Below are 23,169 nucleotides of genomic sequence, written 5' to 3'. Positions count from 1 at the left end.
CGTTTAAAGAGGGGATACACAGTCCCCTCTTTCATTATAGGTACAGTAAGTATGAGTTTGAAGCAGACCATCGAGGAGATTGTCACCAAACATTTGCCCGACGAATCCCACTTTGTGGTAGACGTTTCCATTAGTGAGAAAGGCCCTAAGCAGAAGGTAAGCATTTTGATCGATGCTGACCAGGGATTGAACATAGATGCCTGTGCGCTGGTAAGCCGAGCTGTCGGAGAGGAGATCGAAGCCAAGGAAATCATGGAAAACGCCTATGTACTGGAAGTCTCTTCACCGGGATTGGATTTCCCTCTTTCAGGCAGGAGGCAGTACCAGAAAAACATCGGCAGGAAGCTCCAGGTAAGCTTGGAGAATGGAGACAAGATGGAGGGGCAGCTGGTAAGCGTGGAGCCTTCCTCGATTACCATAAAGGTAAAACAGAAAGAAAAAGGCAAAAAAGCAACCGAGGTGGATACACCGGTCGCTTTTGAACAAATCAAGAAATCAATTGTATTAGTCTCTTTTAAATAAAAAAAATGGATGCTAAAGTTCTTATAGAATCGTTTGCAGAATTTGCAAGGTCAAAAAATGTGGATCGTCCAACCATGATCCGCATCTTAGAGGATGTGTTTAGAGCAATGATTCGTAAAAAGTACGAAACGGATGAGAATTTTGATGTGATCATCAATGCAGACAAAGGTGACTTGGAGATCTGGAGGATCCGGGAGATTGTAGACGATAACTCTGAGGACATCTGGGATCACGACAAAATCAGCTTATCCGAAGCCCGAAAAATCGAACCTGATTTTGAAATCGGGGAAGAGACTTATGAAAGAATTGAGCTGGAGGACTTTGGCAGAAGGGCCGTAATGATGGCCAGACAGACTTTGATCCAAAAGATCAAAGACCTGGAAAAAGACCTCCTTTTCCAACAATATGAAGAACTTGTGGGTGAAATCATCACCGCGGAAGTCTACCAGATCCTTGGCAGGGAGATGCTCCTGATGGACAGCGAAGGCAACGAGCTGATCCTTCCCAAGGGCGAGCAGATTCCTAAGGACAGGTTCAGAAAGGGAGATGCTGTAAGGTCCATCGTCCACAAAGTGGAAATGGTCAACGGCAACCCAAGAATCATCCTTTCCAGAACTTCTCCAATTTTCCTGGAAAGGCTGTTCGAAAATGAAGTACCGGAAGTTTATGATGGTTTGATCACCATCAAAAAAATCGTCAGAGAACCGGGAGAGAGGGCCAAGGTAGCCGTGGAATCCTACGATGACCGAATTGATCCGGTAGGAGCATGTGTGGGGATGAAAGGCAGCAGGATTCACGCTGTGGTTCGCGAACTCCAAAACGAGAACATCGACGTGATCAATTATACGGACAACCTGGAGCTCTATGTATCCAGGGCATTGAGTCCGGCAAAAGTAAGTTCCATACAAGCCAATGAAGAAGAGAAAAGACTTTCTGTCTTTTTAAAGCCCGATCAAGTATCTTTGGCCATTGGAAAAGGCGGCTTCAATATCAGGCTGGCCAGCCGTTTGGTAGGCTATGAAATTGATGTCTTCCGTGAACTTTCTGATTTTGAGGACGAGGAAGATGTCGATCTAACCGAATTTTCTGACGAAATTGAAGGTTGGATTATTGAAGAATTGAAAAAAACAGGGCTGGATACAGCAAAAAGCGTATTGGCCTTGACCAAAGAAGATCTGACCAGAAGGACGGAGCTCGAGGAAGAGACCATCGAGGAGATCTTCAAAATATTAAAACAGGAATTTGAACAGTAAATCCATAGCCCTATGGAAACACCATAGGGCGGTACATTTACATCAATAAAAAATTAAGCAACAGGTTTTAGCGTATGTCAGAAGAAAAAATGATGCGATTAGGCCAGGTAGCCAGGAAACTCAACGTGGGTATTTCCACGATTGTTGAGTCGATGGCTAAAAAAGGCTTTGATGTAGAGAGCAACCCTAACTCCAAAATCAGTCAGGACCAGTATAATATGCTGGCAAAGGAGTTTAAGTCCTCTGCACAAGAAAAGGAGGAGGCATCCCACTTATCTATCGGTAAGCGTCACCATGAGACCTTTACCATCAAAGCCGAATCAGACTCTGTACCTGAGCCGGCCAAAAAAGAGGAAACACCAGAGCCCAGCCAGGCCAAAAAAGAGGAGACCAAAAAACCTGAACCTCCAAAAGAGGAAGAAGGCAAGGTCACTTCTGAAGCCCCTAAGCTTCAGGGGATAAAGGTATTGGGCAAAATCGACCTTGGCAACAAAGGGCAAGTCAAGAAAGACAGTCCTAAGCCAGAGGAGAAACCACAGGCCCAAAAAGAGGAGCCTAAAAAGCAGGAGAAGCCACAGGAAGCTCCCAAGGAGGAGAAGCCACAGGCCAAAGCTCCACAAGCGGCACCACCACCAAAGGCGGAGTCAACAGAAAAAGTACACCCTAAGGCTGAGAAGCCTCAAGAAAAAGAAGACGCAAAACCAAAAACCAAAGCTGAACCTCAAAAGGAACAGCAGCCTGACGTACCTAAAGCATCAAAGCCGCAAGCTGAGAAGCCCGCTGCTCCTACTTCTGAACAGTCCAAAGACAAAAAATCCCCAGCCGAGGAAACAAAACAAAATGATCCCGATGCTGTAATTTCAGCCAAAGCTGATGCGCTGAAAGGACTTACGGTCTTGGGAAAAATCGAACTTCCTAAGGACAAACCTAAGAAGAAAGCCAAACCTGTAGCTTCATCTGACGAAAGAGGGAAAGATAAAAAGAAAAGACCTCGTAAACGCATAGACAAGCCAGGGACCGGCGGTCCAGGCGGTGGACAGGGCAATCGACCTGGAGGTGGCCAACAAGGCGGCCCTAGAGGAGCCCGACCACAGCAAGGAGGCCGTAAACGACCTGGTGGAAACCAACAAAAAGGAGGTAATCGCTTCCAGAAAGTGGAGCCTACCCAAAAGGAAATCCAAGACCAAATCAAGCAAACCCTTGCCCGACTGCAAGGCGGCGGAAAATCCGGTGGCGGTAAGAAAACCAGAAGAGATAAGCAAAGAGACCGTGCAAAAGACCAGCACCTTGAGGGGCAGGAAGAAAGCAAAATACTAAAAGTAACCGAATTTATTTCGGCCAATGACCTCGCTTCCCTGTTGGATGTTTCTGTCAATGAAATCATCTCTGTTTGTATGTCTTTAGGCATGTTTGTATCCATCAACCAACGTTTGGATGCGGAAGCCATCACCATTATTGCGGACGAATTTGGATATGAAGTAGAATTTACCAAAACTGACGAGGAAGAGAATGAGGAGGTGGAAGTAGAAAGCCCAGAAGATCTAGAGGCGAGAGCTCCAATCGTGACCATCATGGGACACGTAGATCACGGTAAAACTTCCTTGCTTGATTATATCCGAAGTTCTAAAGTAACCAGCGGTGAAGCGGGTGGTATCACCCAGCACATCGGAGCCTATGATGTAATGACGGACAACGGTGAAAAAATCGCTTTCTTGGATACTCCGGGACACGAAGCCTTTACCGCGATGAGGGCCCGTGGTGCTAAAATCACCGATGTGGCCATTATTGTAATTGCCGCTGACGACAGCATCATGCCGCAAACCAAAGAGGCCATCAACCACGCCCAAGTGGCTGGGGTACCGATGATCTTTGCCATCAACAAAGTCGATAAACCGAATGCCAACCCTAATAAAATCAAAGAAGAGTTGGCCAACATGAACTTGCTGGTAGAGGAATGGGGTGGTAAATACCAGTCCCAAGAAATCTCTGCAAAAACCGGGCAAGGCATAGACGAATTGCTTGAGAAAGTATTGCTGGAGGCTGAAATCCTGGAATTGAAAGCCAATCCAAACAAGAACGCCATCGGTACGGTGGTGGAAGCTTCACTGGACAAGGGCCGTGGTTATGTATCCACGGTGATGATTCAGTCCGGCACGCTTAAAATAGGCGACATTATGCTGGCCGGCCAGCACTATGGCAGGGTAAAAGCCATGTTTGACCACACGGGCAAAAAAGTAAAAGAGGCCGAGCCATCTACACCGGTACAGGTGCTAGGGCTTAGCGGTGCTCCTCAAGCAGGTGATGTCCTTAAAGTGTACGACACAGAGCGTGAAGCCAGGGAAATTGCCAACTCCCGTGAGCAGATCAACCGTGAACAAAGTATGCGTACCAAGAAACACATTACCTTGGATGAGATCGGTAGACGTCTGGCGATCGGTAGCTTTAAAGAGCTTAACATCATCATCAAGGGTGACGTGGACGGATCTGTGGAAGCCTTGTCTGACTCCTTATTGAAGCTCTCTAAGGATGAAGTAAGCGTAAACATCATCCACAAAGGTGTGGGGCAGATCTCTGAATCCGATGTATTGCTTGCATCTGCATCTGATGCCATTATCGTCGGCTTCCAGGTAAGACCTTCTTCAAGCGCGAAGCGACTTGCTGAGCAAGAAGAAATCGAGATCAGACATTACTCCATCATCTATGACGCCATCAACCAGATCAAGGATGCCATCGAGGGAATGCTTGAGCCTGAATTTGAAGAAGTCATCACCGGTAATATCCAGGTTAGGGAAGTCTTTAAGATCTCCAAAGTGGGTACCGTTGCTGGATGTTATGTAACGGATGGTTACGTGACCAGAAAGAACAAGATCAGGGTGATCCGCGATGGTATCGTAATCCATGACGGAGAAATCGATCAGTTGAAACGCTTCAAAGATGATGTATCCGAAGTGAAGGCAGGTTACGAATGTGGTATATCCATCAAAGGCTATAACGACATCAAGATCGACGATACGATTGAAGGATACGAAATGCGGGAAGTTAAACGCAAAAAATAATTCAACTAACTACACACACTATTAGTTAATCGGCTTTCCAAAGACTTCAATGCTGCTTTAGGAAAGCCATCAATTACAACAGCGGCCGATTATTGAAATCGGCCGCTTTTTTTATCTCAACGAAACATTCTTGAAATTACACGAAACATGCACAGGGCATTCTTTGGGAGCAAATCCAAGCCCAATATGCTTAGCTGGTAAAAAAAGAACCAAGCATCGTATCAGCCATGCCTGGCAGCCTTGTTATTGACCGATAACCAGTGGTCCTTTCTAATCAATTACATTTAGATAGGTACAATAAGGTTTAGTTATAAGAGGACCTTTCCTATATTACCAATCGTCTGTCCTAAAAGAACTCAAGGGCAAGCCCCCTGTACCAAAAATTTCCCCTTCCGTAAAATCCTTAAAAGCATACCTGATCGCAACCGGCTTCTCCACCTGTGGAGAGGAAAGCAATACCGACTTCCTTCTCAAAACCACTGTCGCAGGGTAAAAACGCTTATCCTTACCGGCAATCTCAAAGCTGGAAACTTCCTTTCCATAGGAGGTAATCCCGTTGGGTACGTGGTCAAAAGCCACCGTAACCGTACCCCCTTTGATCTCCATGTCCTTGAACTCCGGGCTGGTATATTCAAAGCCCTCCACGCCATAAGTCTTGGCCAAGGCCAAATAGGCCAGACGGTGCCCCCCGGCACGCTTGTCTGCTGGATGGATATTGTCTTTTTCTCCAATATCCATCAACACGGCCATGCCACTGTTGGGAATCCTAGTGGCGGCCTTTCTCTGGGCATCCCTCAGGTAAGCGGAATTGTTCTTTTCGATCACTTCAGTGGGATGAAACATCCCATAATTGAAAGGCGCAATCTGGCAATAGTAAAAAGGGAACTCTCCTATTCCCCAAAGCTTTCTCCATTCCTCCACCATCTTCACCATCAGTTTCTCGTATTGATCCGGACGGTCATAATTGGACTCCCCTTGGTACCAAATGCTTCCCTTGATGCCATAGCCCACCACTGGCGAAAGCATGCCATTGAATAGTGCCGTAGCCGTACGGTTGGGTTCTCCGATATCTTTTTGCTTGGATGGAATCTTGATTTCGTCTTTAAAATCGGACAACATGGCCTCGCTCATCCAGGCCTCGATATTGGATCCACCATAGGAAACATGGATCAGACCTACCGGCACATCCAGTACTTTCTGTAGTTGTGTTCCAAAAAACCAGGCTGTGGCGCTGAAATTGGAGCTAGTAGAAGGCTTTGCTTCTTCCCACTGCCCTTCAAAATCCTTGACCTGTTCGACTGTGGATTTGCGGGGGACGGTGATCAAACGGATAGAGGGATTCCTGCTGTTTACAATGGCTTCATTGCCTCCGATGACTGGCTGGGCGGAAAATCCTTTGAGTGGCATCTCCATATTGGACTGGCCGGAGCATAGCCACACTTCCCCGATCAAAACATTTTCCAGTTTGACTTCATCCCCATCACTGATGGTGATGGTATAAGGTCCTCCTGCTTCCGGGGTGGCCAGCTTCGTATTCCATTCCCCTTCTTTATTGGCAAGGGCTGAATAGGTCTTTCCATCCCAAGAAGTGACAATGCTCACCTCGGCCCCAGCATCTGCCCAGCCCCAAATGGGTGCCTCCATCTGCTGCTGCAGGATCATATTATCCGAAAAAATAGCGGGCAACTTCACCTCCGCAGAAGCCGTTTGGATCATCAAACAAAGCGTCAAAAATGCTACTAAGTTTTTCATATTAGTTTAGTTCTAAGTCTTTTATTTATCTATAGTAATTAACCACAGATGAAGGAGATGAACACAGATGTCTATTTAAATCTTACTCCATCTTCAACCCGTTCAATGTGACTATTGATCTTTATTTCTCTTTGCAACAGAAGCACAACCACTACACAACATAAGCAAATAGTCTACTAAATAAATCTATGTTCATTTGTGTCCATCTGTGGACCATTTTCTTTTATTATGTTATTCCAAGTTTCTGACATGGTACGATGAAAAGCGAGGCGCAGCCGCTGCACAACACTATTTAAACACAAAACAACAACTTAATACATCCGTGTTAATCCCTGTCCATCTGTGGACCGTTTCTTCCATCTTGCTACTTTATTCTTTGCTCTTTATTCTTTCTTCTACTTCCATGTCCTAATCAACACTACACAACATACGCAAATAGTCAACAAAATAAATCTGTGTTCCTCTGTGTCCATCTGTGGACCATTTTCTTCAATTATGTTATTCCAAGTTTCTGACATGGTACGATGAAAAGCGAGGCGCAGCCACTGCACAACACTATTTAAACACAAAACAACAACTTAATACATCCGTGTTAATCCGTGTGCATCCGTGGACCATTTTCTTCCATCTTGATACTTAGGTCTTGATACTTTAGTCTTGCTACTTTAATCTCTATTCTTTTATCTCCTCCAATATCCTCACCGGCCCCAACAAGCCTGCTTCCAGCAAGTCCCTACCCTCCATTCTGCCCAAATCGGCAATGGTATTGGTCAGCCTTTGTTCTTTTGGCAATTTCAGATCCTCGATAATCCTATTGGCCCAGGTATTGGAAACAGTAATTTCCAACTCGTTTTCCCCAACACGAAGCGCATCGGATAGGGGTACCTGATAGGGAAAGGTCCATGCAATGCCACAATCCTTTCCATTTACTTTGACCGCGGCGATATTGGCCACTTTTCCCAGGTGCAACCAAAACGTTCCATCCCGGTTTCCGTCCCAATTAAATGTACTGCGATAAACTGCCGAGCCTGAATAGTACTTGATGTTCTCATTTGAATGCTTGCTCCAATCTTCCAAGGCTCCCATTTTGACAGGTTCCTTTGGCCCTCTATAAGCAGTATCAAAACTTACCGACCAGTTTCCTGCTATGAGCTGCCTTTCTTTATAGCTGGCCCAGTTGAGCCCCTCTTCTTCTCCCTTTTGCTTGGTGGCATCTTTAAACAAAATAAACAAAGATCCATTAGCCGGCAACTTTACAGAAAGCTCCGTCCTTCCTGAATTTACCTTCCAGTTTTTCGCAGGATATTCCTTATCCCAAACAGGGTCATAAAACACCGGTGCTTTGCCCGAAACCCTAAACGAAAGATGAAGCTCCCTTTCCCTTTCTTCCTGATTGGAGATAAAATAAACATCCTCCTTACTGCTCTTCCTATGGGCAAAGGCAAAACCTTGGTTCCGTTGTCCGTTAGCCTCCTTAGCCATTACATCAGGCGCCAGGCCCAAAGCCTCAAAAGTACTCTGGGCATAAGGCATCTTCACCACGGTACCTTTGCCCACCTTCCAGGCCTGCACCTGCCCCGTGCTGTTATCCCCTTGATCGCCTTTCCATATCTCATCCACGATTACCGCCAAAGCCTGATCATCACCATCTATACCCAATGTCCCCAGTGGCTTTTCATCCACCAAAATGGTCGCTCCAGCTTTGACCAAATTCAATACCTTCTTGGCTACTTCCACAGACATCAAATCTGCATTGGGATTCATTTTTCTGATTCCCGGAAAGACCAACAGTGCATAGGAGGCTCCTCCAGGCAATACTACTCTTCCGTCCTTAACTTCCGCAAGGTTCAATAAAGCATCCCTGTTAAAGGAATCATAATGATATCCGCGTAAGGGGTCTGTCCAATCTTCGGCATCGGCCATATTGGCCGAATGCCTCACACCCGCAGGAATTACCCTCGTCGGTTGTTCCTCATTGGCCCAACGGGCTTCTTCTTTAGCCACCCTCTCCGCACCGAATATCCCGGGTAAAAAGGCCACTAAGCGCTCAGGAAGCACCGAGCGGCTCGGCAGGTCTTCCCCTGAAAAAACAGCTATGTCCACCACGGGCCTGCCCTTTTGAAGCTGGTACTGGGTACGCTGGGCATAGTCTACCATGGCCCTGCTTTGTTTCCACCAGGTTTGGTCCCTCTGGAAGTACAGACCGATGCCATCCAGGGTCATCCCGGGTTTACGGTCCAGCCAAGGGTTATGCACAAAAACATGGTAGAAAAAGCGGTTGATCCCCAAAGCATAATTCCGGTCTCCCATTGCTTTGAGCATTCCCGGGTATTCATCCCAATCCATACGCAGCTGGGTGAAGGCTTCTGCCTGTACGATCTGCTTTCCATAAATATGGGCTCCCGATATGGCATCACGCATATCATTGGGCTTGTCATGCGTCGGGCTATTGAGCCAAAACTCTCCTGAAGGTAAATCGATGTATTTGAAATGCTCAATGCCATCGCTCACCATGGTGGGGGCCACATTTTCTGAACTGAATTCCATACCGTTCTTTTTCGCCTCCTCCCTCAGGGTACCAAAAAAATTATCCATGATCAGTTCTGAGATGGTCTTCCTCAGGTCATAAAGCACCTTTTCAGAAGTCTCCGCACTTTCCAAAGGCACCCCGGCCAAGACGGGCAAATAAGGAAGGATATCATAGCCCCTGCGCTTTTGAAATTCTTCTCTGAATACCGGTGACCAATTCTGGCTGCCGGCTTCCCAACTGTCAATATGGAATATCTTCAGCACCCGCTCGGTCAACTCCGGTCCGGCTGTTCTGATGGCTTCTCCAAACCATTGGTCAAACTGGAACCTAACCGCTTCCGCACTGAACTTATCCACTTCCAAGCCTTTTGCCCCGCCACCGGTATAATTGGTATGGCCGGTGGACGTATAGCCAAAGCGCAGAATCTTCCACTTTCCAGCGGGAGCTTCCCAGATCAAACGGCCCTTTTCATCCATTTCTTCCGACAGGTCCACCAAAGCGTTTTTCGGAACACAAACTCCTTCTGGCAACAATTCCCCACTAGTTCGCTTGCTTATCCGCCATACCGCTCCTGACTTCCCCTCATACTGGTTGATTTTAGGGCTGGAAGAAAGGGCAATGGTCTTTACCTTTAAGGAAGGCTTCCACTTGGCAGCATCCAAATCCTCCGCTCCGGGCTCGGTGCCTTCCTTTTCGTAAATAAACCGGAAGTACTTTGCCGTAATTTCTGGAACACCATGGGTATAATCATAATCCCAATCCTGCCAACCATGCCTGGGAGGCTTCAAACGGGTCACTTCTTCAAAATCCTCTCCATCATTGCTCACCGCTACTTTCAATCGATGTGCCTGATAACTGTTACCGCTGGTTTTAATCCGGATCGAACGACAGGTGAAAGGCTCCTCAAATGCATATTGGATCCAGGCCTCCTCATTGGTTCCAAAGTGTTCGTCCGTCCGGTCATCCAACAAAAATCCGAGGTCCTTTTCTTCCAAGTTACTGCTGACTTGGGGCCTTTTATCCGCTGCTTCCAGCTCAAAGCCCTCCTTTACAGGATAAGCATAGACAGCCAGTTCCCGATAATAATCCTCGTAGTGTTCCGGCAAGGGCAGGCTCAGGTCGAGTTTGCCCCCTCCTTCAACCAAAGTATCTGCCCAAACCACCTTTTGCATGGAGTTCTCGGAAGTAATCCAAGGACCTCCAGCCACTGCAAAACCATCACAGGCATGCATGGCCAATCTCAGGCCCAGCCTGTCCGCCTCTTCCATGGCATGCCTTACCATTTCCCACCACTCCTTGGAGCCTTGCAAAGTAGGCTTATCCGTCAATGGTGGCTCAGCAGGTCCCTTGATAGACATCAAAAAAGCCCCGCCAAGGCCTGCCTCCTTCATTGCTTCCAGGTCGGCAGTAATGCCTTCCTTGGAATAAGTCGAATACATCCAATACCAATATACCCATGGCTGTGAACTTTCATAGCTGGGTTGAAAATCGACAGTTTGGGCGCTGTCTTGCTGTTTCTTGCAAGCCAGAAGGGAACCTATTATAAGAAGCGCTAAAAGTAAATATTTAGACATTAGATGTTAGATTTTAGACGTTAGATGGAGAAAAGAGCCAAGAATCAAGAGAAAAGACTGAGATAGTCTAACCTATCCTTTTGGGGATTACAAATCCACTTTATATGAGGTCGGAATTGCAAATTCCGACCAGCATCACCGTCCGACCAGCATCGCAGCCCGAACAGCCCAATCTTTTTTCTTTCCAATACTCAAGACTATATACTCAAGACTCAATACTAGCTACTCACTACTAATATAAAAGCTATACCGATAAGGCTTTGCCTTCACCTGATACTGTTCCAAGGGCTGGGCCACTTCTGACCAGCTGTCATTGCCGCCCACGCCCATCTGTACCAGATCGATGTTCACGGTAATAAAACCGGCATCCTTCAGTTCAAAAGTATGCTTGGCCTCATTGATCATTGCCTCGGTGTATGGCCAGGCACTCATGCTCAACAGGCTGTCAGCCGTAATGGTCAAGCCATTCTTGCCTTTGTTTGCTGCCAACTTCATCCAGCGTACCTCCGTACGGTTGCCGTTTTCCTGTGGCATCACATAAGGCTCCATAAACTGCTCCAGTGGAAGACTGTAAATTCCCGCCATAAAGCCATGGTTACGGTCACTATAGTTTTCCAACGGTCCCTTCCCGTACCAGGTGATCTGTTCGTATTCCCCTTTGATCCCCATCTTCATGCCCACTTTAGGAATATTGGGCAGGTCGGTCAGAGGGATCAAGGTATAATCCACCTTCACCACTCCGGAAGCCATAACAGTATATTCTATCTTCACACTTGCCTTTTGCTCGGTCAAGGCATATTCGGCCTGAACCTTTATTTGTTTATCATCCGAAGTATTGGAGGTAAAGCTGATCAGTTCAGGCTTGGCTTCATACCAGTACTTCAGTTTCTCATGAGGCTTCCAGCCTTTACGGTCATTGTCGGTCAATGGCCGGGTAAAGGAAGGTACCAAAGGACTGAAAAGCTGCTCTTCTCCATTTACCTTATAGCTGCTCAAAGCACCCTTGGTCTTGCCAAAGCCTAGTTCAAATCCCTTTCCTTTGACCTGCAAGAACTCATCATTTTCTTCCACGGTCAATGCTCCACTTGCAAGCCCAAATTGGGGATGGTTTCCCTTCTGCAACTGAAACTGCTGCTGGGCGATGGTATGCCCTTCTTCCGCCCAAACTCTATCCTCTGGAAGCGTAAACGTAATATTGGCCAGGTATTCCTTACCCTCTTTTGGCTCAAAATAGGATTTCAACTGCAAAGTGCTATCCTTCCCTGCTGCAAGTTGCAAGGGCTCCAGTGTAACACTTTTCACCGGCTTCCCATCCTCCAAAATAGCCAGATTCAATTGATACCCCTCCAAGGACTTATCTGCATGCCTGTTCAGAAAGTTGACCTTAAAATCTGTTGTGTCCACCAAGCTCATCTCAACGGGCTGGTATACCCATTTGCATTCATGGATGGCCGCTTTGGGCCTTCCATCCGAGGCCACTATTCCATTGATGCAGAAATTTCCGTCATGCAGCTCCTCCCCAAAATCACCGCCGTAGGCGTAAAATTCTTCACCACCCTCTGTGGTTTTCAACAGGCCCTGATCCTTAAAATCCCAGATACAGCCTCCTATTACTTGGGGCAGGGAGCGAAACTTGTCCCACAATTCCTTCATATTTCCGGTGCTGTTGCCCATAGAATGGGAATACTCTATAAATACAATCGGACGCTTATCCGCCTGCTGATTTACCAGGAGATCCGGGGTAAACAAACCCGGATAAAAACGGCTGACCATGTCCACATAAGGCTGGTCAGATGGCACCTGAATACGATGGGAATGGTCCTTGGGATAATCAGGATGGCCGGGAGGGATATAACCCTCAGCGCGGTGGTTTCCCTGTCCAGGCTCATAATGCACCGGTCGGGTAATGTCAAAATCATGCACCCACTCGGCCATGGCCGCATGGTTGGGACCGCGGCCCGCTTCATTTCCCAAGCTCCAGAAAATAATGCTTGGATGGTTTTTGTCCCGCTGCACCATGCGGGTCACCCTTTCCATATAGGCATGGGTCCATTGAATATCATTGCTCAACTTGCCGCCAATACCATGGGTTTCATGGTTGGCCTCATCGATGACCAAAATGCCGTACTCGTCACACAATTCGTAGAAGTACGGATCATTCGGATAGTGGCTGGTACGGATGGTATTGAAATTAAACTGCTTGATGGTCTTTACATCCTCCTCGATATCCTTTCGGGTCAAGGCCTTACCCCGAACAGGGTGGTGGTCATGGCGGTTTACCCCATAGATATAGGTTTCCTTGCCATTGATCAGGAGCTTGCTGTTCTTCTCGGAAAATTCAATGGAGCGGAAACCGACTTTGCAGCTTTTCGCCTCCAGAAGTTGGCCTTTTGCATCCTCCAAGCTGAGCACCAAGGTGTACAAATAAGGATGTTCGTCACTCCAGAGCTGGGGGTTGCTTACCTCCGCCTCAAAAAGCCCGAATTTCACATTGTCCAGACGGGGGTAGCTTTCATTGAGAATTTCCTCCACTTCCTTTTCCATAGGTTCAGAAAAAACCGCCCTGCCCGCCTGGTCATACAATTCCACTTTCAGCTTACTTCCGGACACCCTTTCCCCGGTCAGATTCTCGATCTTTGGCCTTAAGCTGAAAACCGCGTTTTTATAGTTCTTATCCAGTTTGGTCTGATAATGAAAATCCAATATCCGCAGTTTTGGCTCGGCCATCAAAAATACCTCCCGCTGTATACCGCTGAGCCTCCAATGGTCCTGATCCTCCAGATAGGCCCCATCGCTCCAACGCAGCACCTGTACGGAAAGCACGTTTTCCCCGGCCTTCAAATAAGGGCTGATATTGAACTCAGAAGGCAGGAAACTGTCTTCCCCATAGCCTACAAACTCTCCATTTAACCATACCTGAAAAGCCGAGCTAACGGCTCCAAAATGCAGGGTGATGTTCATCTCTTCCCAACTATCGGAAATTTCAAAAGTCCTTTGGTAGGAGCCTACCCCATTATAATCCTCCGGCACATAGGGGGGATTGATCGGGCGAAAAGGATAGACCGCGCTTTTATAAATAGGCTTGTCATAGCCTTTAAGTTCCCAGTTGGAAGGCACTTCTATTTTGTCCCATCCTGTAACCTTTCTTTGGTAAAAGTCTTTGGGCGCTTCTTTAAGGTTCCTGGCAAAATGAAAATCCCACTCTCCATTGAGCAGGACCATACGGCTCTCTTCCCTGTTGCCCCCCAGGGCATCCTCGGCACTGCGGTAAGAATAAGCCGTAGCCCTGGCCGGTTCCCGGTTGACACTGGTCACCAATGGGTCTTCCCAAGGGGCAAAATGGTACTTTTTAGGCTGTTTAGGTATTGCCGCTGGCTCTCCCGTGACCGTTTGAGCCATCAGCGCACGGGCACTCATCAACAGGATCAAGCCCGTAAAAAAAACGTTATGCATCAACTTATTTGGCATCTAATGGTAGGAAATTCAGCTCACTGCTTCCCAGGTCCTTGGAAGTGGCTACTGCTATGCCCCTCTGTTCGTCCTTGTTTACAGCGCAATAATAATGGTACACCACTCCTTCATGTTTGACCACAAAGGATTTATGGGCGAAAAGATTGTCATAAGGGGCCGAGGGACTGATCAGGTCTTCCCCTTTCCAATCCACCCAGTCGATAAGGTTATTGGAAACCGCAAATCGGTTGTAAGCGGAAACCCCTTCTCTATCCGGCCAAAAGGCACCAAAGTAAAACATCACATACAAATCCCCCATCTGCTGGATATAGGCATCACCCGATATCCCTTTGTGGTGGTTGATCAAAGGCGCCTCTCCATATCGCTTCCAATTGACCATATCGTCAGATACCGCCATGGCAATCCTTTCCGCCCCACGGGCGGGATTGGTGCTGTCCCCGCGGGCATTGTAATACATGATAAACGGGTGCCCGGTAAACTCCTCTTCATCCCTGATCACCGAATTCTTGTACATGGTGCTATTGTCCCACCACTTAGCCTCTTCTTCTGTAGGCGTCAGGACTGGCTTTTCCAGGCGGCTCCATTCGTGTACCTCTGTGGGGGACTGCTCTGTATATGCCATGCTGATGGACAGAACCCCGGCTTCGTAACCGCGGGAGTTGCCCCCAAAATAACTCATCCAATACTTGTCATCGAATGTTTCCAATTCATAGCTTCCTCCCCATTCTTTGTCCTGCAGGGAAATGTATCCCGCTTTTTGGTTCATATCCCAATCGGTGGTATCTGAAAAGGACATGATGCGGCCCTTATCCTCCCAGTTCAGCAAATCATCACTTTCGGCCAACCAGGTCTCATAGCCCCTGCCACCATAGATCAAATAGGTCATGTACCATTTGTCCCCTTTCCGGAAGATACTAGGACAGTCCATTTTCAGGTCATTGCTGGGCGGCACTTTCACCAGGCCATACTTATACGGTGTCTTTATTTCCTCATAGACTTCCTGCATCACCGAATCGGTGATCGAAGGCAAAGTCTCACCAAGGGAGCTTTCTTGATGTCCATTTTTGGAGCAGGCAAACCCACCCACACCAAGCGCCAAAGCGATTGTATATTTTAGGATATTTCTCATAATGCTAAAGAGTAAGTGGCCCCAAGAGGCCATAGATTTTAACCTCAGTTTCTATTTAATACCGTCACTGCGAATCCGACGAAGGAGGATGTGGCAGTCTCATTTACTAGAGATGAGATTGCTTCTCTATGACCCTTCGACTCTTCGATAGGCTCAGGAACCTCAAGCTCAGGGGCCTTCAATCGCAATGACGTTTTAAACCTTAATTATTGCTGAACTCAGGTATTTAATAATTAAAATTACAAAACACCTGCTTTTTACCTTCCTGTGCTATCATGGTGATGTAAGTGGTAATGTTGAAAGGTTAAAGGCTAAAAGTGATGAAATGATGCAATTGAAATAATTGAGGATGGGAGATTGAAAGATTAATTGAACCATTAAGGATTGAAGGGTATTAAGGTTGGAAGGTTGAAAAATTATGGAAACCATTAAGGCATGAAGGAAATTAAGGAATTCCTTTATGATTATACGAAATTATGCCAGTAGCAGAAATTTTGAGGAGGGAGTCCACGAATTACACGGATTTCCACGAATTTTCTTTTGGGGAATTGTTTGAGACCTTTAAACTTCCTATAAATTCTCTTACTGGCAGAAAAGCGTATAATCAGAAATTGCTTTCCCCTTCATGTCCTTAACCTCTTCATGGTTCAAATAATTCGTGTTAACCTGCCGGCCGAGCAGGCGAGTTCGTGTAATTCGTGGACAAACCCTTAGTCACTTCATCGGCCTCCATCTCCTCTTCCCTCAATGATTTTTTCCGCCAGTAATTGGCCAAAATGGAACCGGAGATATTCATCCATGGACTGAACACTGCGGGAGCCAAGCCTACGGTACCGAGTTTTCCCATGGAGCCTGCAAGCCCGGAAGCCATGCCCCCATTCTGCAGTCCCACTTCCAGGGCCATGGACCGAGCCGAGGGCACATCCAAGCCCAACAGCCTGCTCAACCAATAGCCAAAGAAATAACCCAGTCCATTATGGATCACGGAGGCTATAAACAACAATCCCCCCACCTGCAACAGGTTATCCCTGCCGGCGGCGGTGGTCACCGTGGTAAAATACACGATTCCAAACATGGACAGGTAAGGCATCCACTTGTCCAATCTCCTGACCCAGCGGGTACACAGATGGTAAAAGGTCCCGAAGACAATGGCCCCCATAAAGAAGCTGAAGATCTCCATAGATTGTAAAGCCCTTGGGCTAAGGCCTTCAGTAAAGAAACCCCATAAACCGACAGGTAGTGCCAACAAATAAACCGCCAATAAAGCCGCTATCATATACACCCCGTTTTTATAGGATCTAGGAGCCATTTTCAGGTAATCGTGCAACAGGGCCGCTCCAATCGGCACCAACACAATCTTGACAATATTGATCATCATCCCTAGAAATTCAATATCGATCAAGGTCCCTGCCAAGGTTTTCATCCAAAACGGGGTCATGATCGGTGCCAACATGGTGGCCATGGCCGTTACTGTAACCGACAGCACCAAATTGGCACGGGCCAAGTAAACCATCACATTGGATGCCAGCCCACTCGAACAGGCCCCCATCAAAATAATCCCCGCAGCGATCTCCGGGTCAAAATCAAATATTTTGGTCAGCGTGAAACCTACCAAGGGCATGATGGAAAACTGACTCAACAGCCCCACCAGCACTCCTTTTCCCGTACTCCCTAAATTGGAAAAATCCCTAAGGCTCATCTGTATCCCCATGCCGAACATTACGGCCTGCACCACAAATAGAATCAGCCACTTGTTCCTCAAATCCACCGGTCCCCAATGCAAGAAAGCGTCAGGATAGACCATTCCCGCCACCACAGCGGTCACGATCCATGCGGTGTATTGGTAACCTTTCAGCTTTTCCAAGCTCCCCATGCCCAAAGCAAATGCCACACAAGTTGCCACCGCAGCTCCCTGCCAAATATTGGTATGCCCCATTATCAGGGCAATGATAAATACCAACAAAATGACTAATGCACCTTTCAATAAAAGCTTTCGAAGTTTAGGCATGGGTTTGGGTTATTTGGTTAGCGGTTATTGAGTTATTTAGTTAAGCAGTTATTAAGCTATCAGTCCACCGTCAACGGTCCACTGCCGACGGAAGTAGGACATCGATTTGTCTTTACGCTTTGTTCTTGGCTCTTTAGTCCAACTGCTACTGAAAGAACTATATGTTGTATATGTTAACAGTCCACGGTCGACTGTCCACCGACGATAAGGGTTTGATTTAAGACTCTTATTTCTTCATCCCCTCGCTTACCCCCTCAATGTTGATAAGTTAACCACAGACCTGCCTCGCCGGACAGGCGGGTTAAATGGATGAACACAGATTAAAAGAGGTAAAATAACCCATCTGTGTTTATCTGTATTCATCTGTGGTTATTATTCCTCTTAACTTAATAGTATTGCTAAGCCCCTGAAAGGGGGAAGCAATCGCTCGGGCACAAGGACCAAACTTAATCTTTACGCTTTGTTTTTGGCTTCCTAGTCGGCACTGTTCCAGTCTCAAGTCTAGCGTCTAATGTCTAGCGTCTAGCTACTTAGATATTGCTAATATAAGATTTCGGACAGTCCACGGTCGACTGTCAACAGTCCACTGCCGATGGAAACACGGATCTCTCAAGACTCAATACTTTGTACTTGATACTTTCTACTTGCTACTTCAAAATTTCCGCTAGGTATTTCACCGCTTCCGGCGGACTGGCCACGATCGGCACCTTCTTATCTGCCTCATCCAGTGTATCGACCACCCTGGCCATAGAAGCCTGGGCCAGCAAAATCACATCTACCTCCTGGGCAAGTTCTTTAAGCGCTTTGGCGACCATTTCATCATGCTTCTCTGGCTGCCCCCCCATCAAGGCTTCAAAAGCCCCTTCACAAAGCTTCGAAGTCAATACAATATCCTTTCCCAAGACTTTGGCCCTTCTTCTTACCAGATCAGAGGTAGGCTCCAAGGTGGTAGGGAGCGTAGCCACTACGCCGATCTTTACGCCGGTTTTGATGGCCAGATCTGCCATGGGCTGATCCACCCGCAACACAGGGACACCGCTAAGTTCGGCCGCAGCCTCCACAGCCGCCCCGATAGAAGAACAGGTCACCATGATCTGGTCTGCTCCTGCCGCTTCCGCCGAGCCCACATAATCAACCACCCTTCTGGCGGTCTGGGGCGTCAATTTCCCCTTACTGATCACATCCTTGATCAAACTGTCGTCCACAATATTGAAAACCTTTACCTCCGGCAAATGCGTTTCACACAACTGCTGAAAAATCGGCACCAAGGTGGCCGAAGTATGGATCAATCCTAGTGTTTTCATTTATTTGTTATTTGGTTATGCTGTTATTAGTTATTTGTTACAGGGCTGCCCCTCCGTCTATTGAAGTCCAGAGTCGACTGTCCACAGTCCACTGGTAACCTTCAGTCTCCGATCTTCATTCTTCATTTATGATTCATCATTCTCTAAACCTTCCCTTCCATCACCCTCACAAAGTAATCCTCTGCCCCTACTTGGCCGCCTTTAAAGTTGACTTCCATACCATCTATGGGTGATCCCGGAGCAAAGGCCTTACATAACGGGGCCCCGGGGACCAATGGCGCAATCATTTCCACGGCTTCAATGCCCAGTGCCCTGGCCACCTTACTGGAGGTATCCCCACCTGCAATCAACAAGCGCTTAAAAGGAACCTCTTTAGCTACTTTTCTGGCGATCTCCCCCAAAGCCCGACCAAAGAAATCTGCGGTCTTGGAGGACATGTCCTTTGCCGCTATTCCCTGTCCTGCCAATATGTTCTTGGTTTTCTCCCTCCTCGGATCATCCACCCCTAAAGCCGTGTGGAGGATCACAGATCTGCCCGACTTCATTTTTGATGCTACTTCCTCAAGGTAAAAAGCCCGGCTCGTTTCCTGGTCAATCAGCTTCTCAGGATCCAATCCCACCTCTTCAAAGCCTTGCTGTATAGCATAGCGGATCTGTCCCGATGTCACCGGGGAACAACTTCCCGAAAGCACCAGCATGGGCGCAGCTTTACCTGGAGGTGTCCAGGAAGGCTCCTTGGCCACCTTTCCCTGCTCCTTCCAGTAAGCTCCCAAAGCCATTTCCACCCCTGAAGAACCTACTGAAAAATGTGTTTTATCTTTTCCGGCCTGGTCAATCAACCTGCCGATATTTTTCATCTGCTCGGGATAAAGGGCATCAAATAAAACTACCTGTGCCTCCTTACCCAACTCTCTGTGCAAAGCTTGGTCAATGGCATTTCCCTCCAGCTCCAAAATATCCACCAGCCCTACTTTTAAATCTGTCTGCTTGGACAGATGCGTACGAAGGTCACTTTCATCCGCAGGTGTCGTCGGGTGCTGGCTCATCGACGGATGGCGGTCCAAACGGTGTATTTCCCCTTGGCTGCCTATTCCCATCCGGGCAAAGAGGTTCCCAAAGGAACAGTAACGCCCCAAGGCCGGGGCCGCTACCAATAAGGAGATATATTCCGCCTCATACACTTCTTTTCCCACTTCCATGGCCTTGCCTATATTCCCGATCTTCGGGGAGGAGTCAAAGGTGGAACACACCTTATAATGCACTTGGGAAGCCCCTGATGCTTTCAATGCCACAAAAGCTTTTTTCAGTTCTTCCTCCATTTCCACTGGCCCCATGGAACGGGTCATACCCGCAATGCCCAGGGCCTCGATCCCTTCATACCTGGCCAGCTGCTCCGGTGTAGGCGGGGCAATAAACAGCACCGTCTTAACCCCTGCACGGCTAAGGAAGTCCAGCGCATCTGAAGAGCCTGTAAAATCATCGCCATAATAGGCCAGTAATAAAGGGGAATGGATCTTGGACATTATTTCATTCCGAATTTTTGTACCGACAAACCAAACTCCTCGTATTCGCCAGCAGCCTCTTCTACCGAAAGTCCATCAACTGCAGCTTTCCAGGCCTGCTGAAGTGCTACCACTCCGCCTGCCGGACCAGCAGGATGGGCCATAATGCCCCCACCTGCCATGTACAGCAAATCTGTGGTTTTCGTTCTCCTGTAAGTCTCCGGAGCCTGTCCGCCCCACTGACCGGAAGAAACCACCGGCATCACCTCATATCCGCCCAACATGGGGCTTAAACAAGCCTCTATCGACCGGACCACCGAATCATCGGATTCCCAGAATTTGTTTTGGATGCCGTTTACGTGGAGCTGGTCCACACCGGCCAGCCTCCAAAACTTTTGATAGGCCCTAAAATCAATCCCCAACAGGGGATGCCTGTTCAGCATTCCCCAGCCATTTCGGTGCGCATGGATGGCCAGTTCCCCACGGTCGCAGATTTTCTTCACCCCAGCCAGTCCTACGCTGTTGATGCTCATCATGGCACAGGTTCCGCCACTTTCCACTACCTTATCGTAGTGGCGCTGCATGGCATCCAGTTCGTCAGAGATATTGAAGGCATACATCACTTTCTTCCCAGTCTTATCAGCATGTGTGTTGATCACCTTCATGATGGCTTCCACCCTTTTGTCAAAAGGTGAGTTGGCTGAGGAGCCCATCAGCTCATCGTCTTTGATAAAATCAATCCCTGCCTCGGCCAAGGTTTTCACCAAGCCAGCTGTTTCCTCCGGACTCATGCCTATGCTGGGCTTAATAATGGTACCGATCAAAGGCCTCCCTGCCGTTACCCCTGTCAGCTCCCTGCACCCTTGGACACCAAATTGGGGTCCCCGGAAATGTTCCACAAAGGAATCCGGCACTTCCAGATCCATTAATTTCAGCCCGGTGAATTGAGTAATTTCATAAAGGTTTCCCTGCAGGGTAGACATCATGGTGGGCAAGTTGTACCCGAAGTTTTCAATGGACCAGGAAACCCGGATCATCGCCCTGTGATATTTTCCGCTTTGGGAAAGGGCTCCTGGAATGGCCGGCTCACCGACCGTTTCCAGCTCCTCGATAGCCTCCACCCTGGCAGCAAAGCGCTGTTTCAGGGCTTCTGTTTCACCCGGAACAGCCACAAAGGTGCCTGAAGACTGTTCTCCGGCAAGCACTTTGGCCGCCGCTTCCACCGCAAAGGGTGTTTCTATATAATATGTTGCTGTGATTCTTTCCATAGAAGTGCAGGGAATCAACGTTCCCAAAGACCTTGGGACGTGGTTTGCTAAAGTTCATTATAAGGTTAAAGTTACTAAACCGCTGCTTTTTACCTTCCTGTGCTTTCATGTAATGGATTGGAAGATTAGGTAATTGAAAAAACTTGTGCCCCGTGGCGTATTGGAAGATTGGGTAAAACCATAAAGGCAGGAAGGCCATTAAGCTGCGCTTACCTTCATGTTCCTTCACTTCTTAATGGTTCAAAAAAAAATTAAAGCTCCTTAACCGTGGCGATATTGAATGAGATACAATTTACTTTTCCCCTAAAAAAAAGTAAGATGGAAGAACCTCCTCCCATCCTACTAAAAACCTAATAAAACCCTATGCAACAAATGTAATAGATACACTTTATTCATGTATCCTGAACTTACCTGTTTTTTCTCAGGGGCTTAGGATTTTTTTTAATACAAAATTTACCTTCAGTCTTGAGAATATCAATTACTGGTCAACTAAAAATCTCCTCCCTTCGCCATCTTGCTCATTGTTGTACCAATCTACGCCTTGTTGAATATCATAAATTACCTCTGGTGCAATTTTTATGGCACAAACCGATTTCAAAATTTAAGGCTATTTTTTTGCCTAACGCCATTCTAAAACACCGAAACGAATATGGCATAAGGCTAAAATTTGAGAACAACTTGATCGCCGTGGGGTATTTAAAAATCATTTAAACCATTAAGGCATGAAGGGAATTAAGGTTGAAATGGTCATTCATCAAATTAATGGTTTAAAAGAAAAAAGTCCCCGTTCACAACGAGGACTGTTCTATACAACTCAATCTAATATCTTTTCCATCACTTTGCTCTTTGCTCCATTTTCTTCAATCTGGAAACGGCATCTTTCCAGCATCCTTCAGCGATTTCCTTATACAGCAAAGCCTGCTGCCAGCGGTCACCCTCCTCTTGCTCTTCTCCCTTGGCATTTTTGACTGTCCTTGCGTAAAAAATATCCGCCTGTAGCAATTCCGTAGTAAAGCAGATAAAATCCCCTGGATTGGCCGATTTCAAAAAGCCCATAAAAGCCCTGGTCCACATTTCCTTGAAATGTTCCACGTAGCTTTGGTTTTCCCCATTGGCAATATCCACCTGGATACATCCGGGGTTACCGATCCGGCCATGCATAAACCTCACCCTGTCAAATACCGGCTGGATAAAGTCCCACTTGTTTTCAATGCCTCCATACACCATTTCCTGTCCGGTATACCAATGGGAAAAATCCCCGTTAAACCGCACTTCAGGAAAGCGCTTGGTCAGCTCCACCGTCCTCCAAAGGTCTTGGGTAATGGTGGCCCGGTGGGTTTCTATATAGATGGGAAGATCGAATTTCACCGAACTGTTCAGCACATACTCTACCAAACGGTCCACTTCAGCATCCGACTCCATGCCCCAGCCCACATGCAGGGTAGCACAATTATAGCCCCCATCTTTCCATTTGGGAACCAAATCATCCAGATCCCCCACCTCATTCATCCGTGCATGGGCGGTCAGGCTCAAGCCAAGCTCTCCGCAAAGAGCAGGGTCTCCATCCTGAATGCCTTTGAAGCCTGCTTGCTTGATGGCCTCATGCTTCTCCTTATCGTCTCCTTTGGGGCCAATGGAAAAGGCCGGCAAATCACTGCAGCCTCCATAATTCATATCCACCCTCAAGTAAGGGGCTGCATTCGTTCCGTCATTGGTGTTTTTGATCATTAGAATGTTGTTTTATTGGCGTAAAATTTTGTCCACGAATTTCACGGATTAGCACGAATTAATAATTAGTGG

The 23,169-nt window shown here is 47.4% G+C and carries 12 protein-coding genes; 3 read left to right on the top strand and 9 right to left on the bottom strand.

Annotated elements, in window-relative coordinates:
* Positions 1 to 51 precede the first annotated feature (51 nt).
* The 3 genes from ACYVAA_RS12270 (at position 52) to infB (ending at position 4,831) form a co-directional block, all read left to right on the top strand.
* Positions 52 to 522 carry a ribosome maturation factor RimP gene (locus tag ACYVAA_RS12270; protein ID WP_460542046.1) on the top strand — a complete coding sequence of 157 codons (471 nt, stop codon included), beginning with the start codon at positions 52 to 54 and terminating at the stop codon, positions 520 to 522.
* Positions 523 to 527: 5 nt separating this feature from the next.
* Positions 528 to 1,775: a transcription termination/antitermination protein NusA gene (gene nusA, locus ACYVAA_RS12265; RefSeq protein WP_460542044.1), complete on the top strand. Its 1,248-nt coding sequence runs from the start codon at positions 528 to 530 to the stop codon at positions 1,773 to 1,775.
* A gap of 74 nt (positions 1,776 to 1,849) precedes the next feature.
* Positions 1,850 to 4,831, top strand: coding sequence for a translation initiation factor IF-2 (infB, locus tag ACYVAA_RS12260; protein WP_460542042.1), 2,982 nt, complete (start codon positions 1,850 to 1,852; stop codon positions 4,829 to 4,831).
* A 330-nt stretch (positions 4,832 to 5,161) separates the two neighbouring features.
* Here infB and ACYVAA_RS12255 read toward each other — a convergent pair whose 3' ends face one another.
* From ACYVAA_RS12255 to ACYVAA_RS12215, 9 genes are all read right to left on the bottom strand, one after another.
* Positions 5,162 to 6,583: a sialate O-acetylesterase family protein gene (locus ACYVAA_RS12255; protein WP_460542040.1), complete on the bottom strand. Its 1,422-nt coding sequence runs from the start codon at positions 6,581 to 6,583 to the stop codon at positions 5,162 to 5,164.
* A 672-nt stretch (positions 6,584 to 7,255) separates the two neighbouring features.
* Positions 7,256 to 10,687, bottom strand: a complete 3,432-nt coding sequence (locus ACYVAA_RS12250) for a glycosyl hydrolase (RefSeq protein ID WP_460542038.1) — start codon at positions 10,685 to 10,687, stop codon at positions 7,256 to 7,258.
* Positions 10,688 to 10,909: 222 nt separating this feature from the next.
* Entirely contained in the window at positions 10,910 to 14,140 is a 3,231-nt protein-coding gene (locus ACYVAA_RS12245; RefSeq protein WP_460542036.1) for a glycoside hydrolase family 2 TIM barrel-domain containing protein, read from the bottom strand.
* A 4-nt stretch (positions 14,141 to 14,144) separates the two neighbouring features.
* Entirely contained in the window at positions 14,145 to 15,287 is a 1,143-nt protein-coding gene (locus ACYVAA_RS12240; RefSeq protein WP_460542034.1) for a glycoside hydrolase family protein, read from the bottom strand.
* A gap of 661 nt (positions 15,288 to 15,948) precedes the next feature.
* On the bottom strand, positions 15,949 to 17,295 hold the full coding sequence (locus ACYVAA_RS12235) for a bile acid:sodium symporter family protein (protein ID WP_460542032.1): 1,347 nt from the start codon (positions 17,293 to 17,295) through the stop codon (positions 15,949 to 15,951).
* Positions 17,296 to 17,942: 647 nt separating this feature from the next.
* Complete coding sequence (locus tag ACYVAA_RS12230) at positions 17,943 to 18,599, bottom strand: aspartate/glutamate racemase family protein (RefSeq protein ID WP_460542030.1); 657 nt, start codon at positions 18,597 to 18,599, stop codon at positions 17,943 to 17,945.
* Between the two features lie 143 nt (positions 18,600 to 18,742).
* Positions 18,743 to 20,122, bottom strand: coding sequence for a four-carbon acid sugar kinase family protein (locus ACYVAA_RS12225; protein WP_460542027.1), 1,380 nt, complete (start codon positions 20,120 to 20,122; stop codon positions 18,743 to 18,745).
* Positions 20,122 to 21,369: a ribulose-bisphosphate carboxylase large subunit family protein gene (locus ACYVAA_RS12220; RefSeq protein ID WP_460542025.1), complete on the bottom strand. Its 1,248-nt coding sequence runs from the start codon at positions 21,367 to 21,369 to the stop codon at positions 20,122 to 20,124. The genes ACYVAA_RS12225 and ACYVAA_RS12220 overlap by 1 nt, the downstream gene beginning before the upstream one ends.
* A gap of 834 nt (positions 21,370 to 22,203) precedes the next feature.
* Positions 22,204 to 23,097, bottom strand: a complete 894-nt coding sequence (locus tag ACYVAA_RS12215) for a hypothetical protein (protein ID WP_460542023.1) — start codon at positions 23,095 to 23,097, stop codon at positions 22,204 to 22,206.
* Positions 23,098 to 23,169 lie beyond the last annotated feature (72 nt).

The organism is Echinicola sediminis, from assembly GCF_054777495.1.
This window is presented reverse-complemented; position numbering and strand designations above follow the sequence as displayed.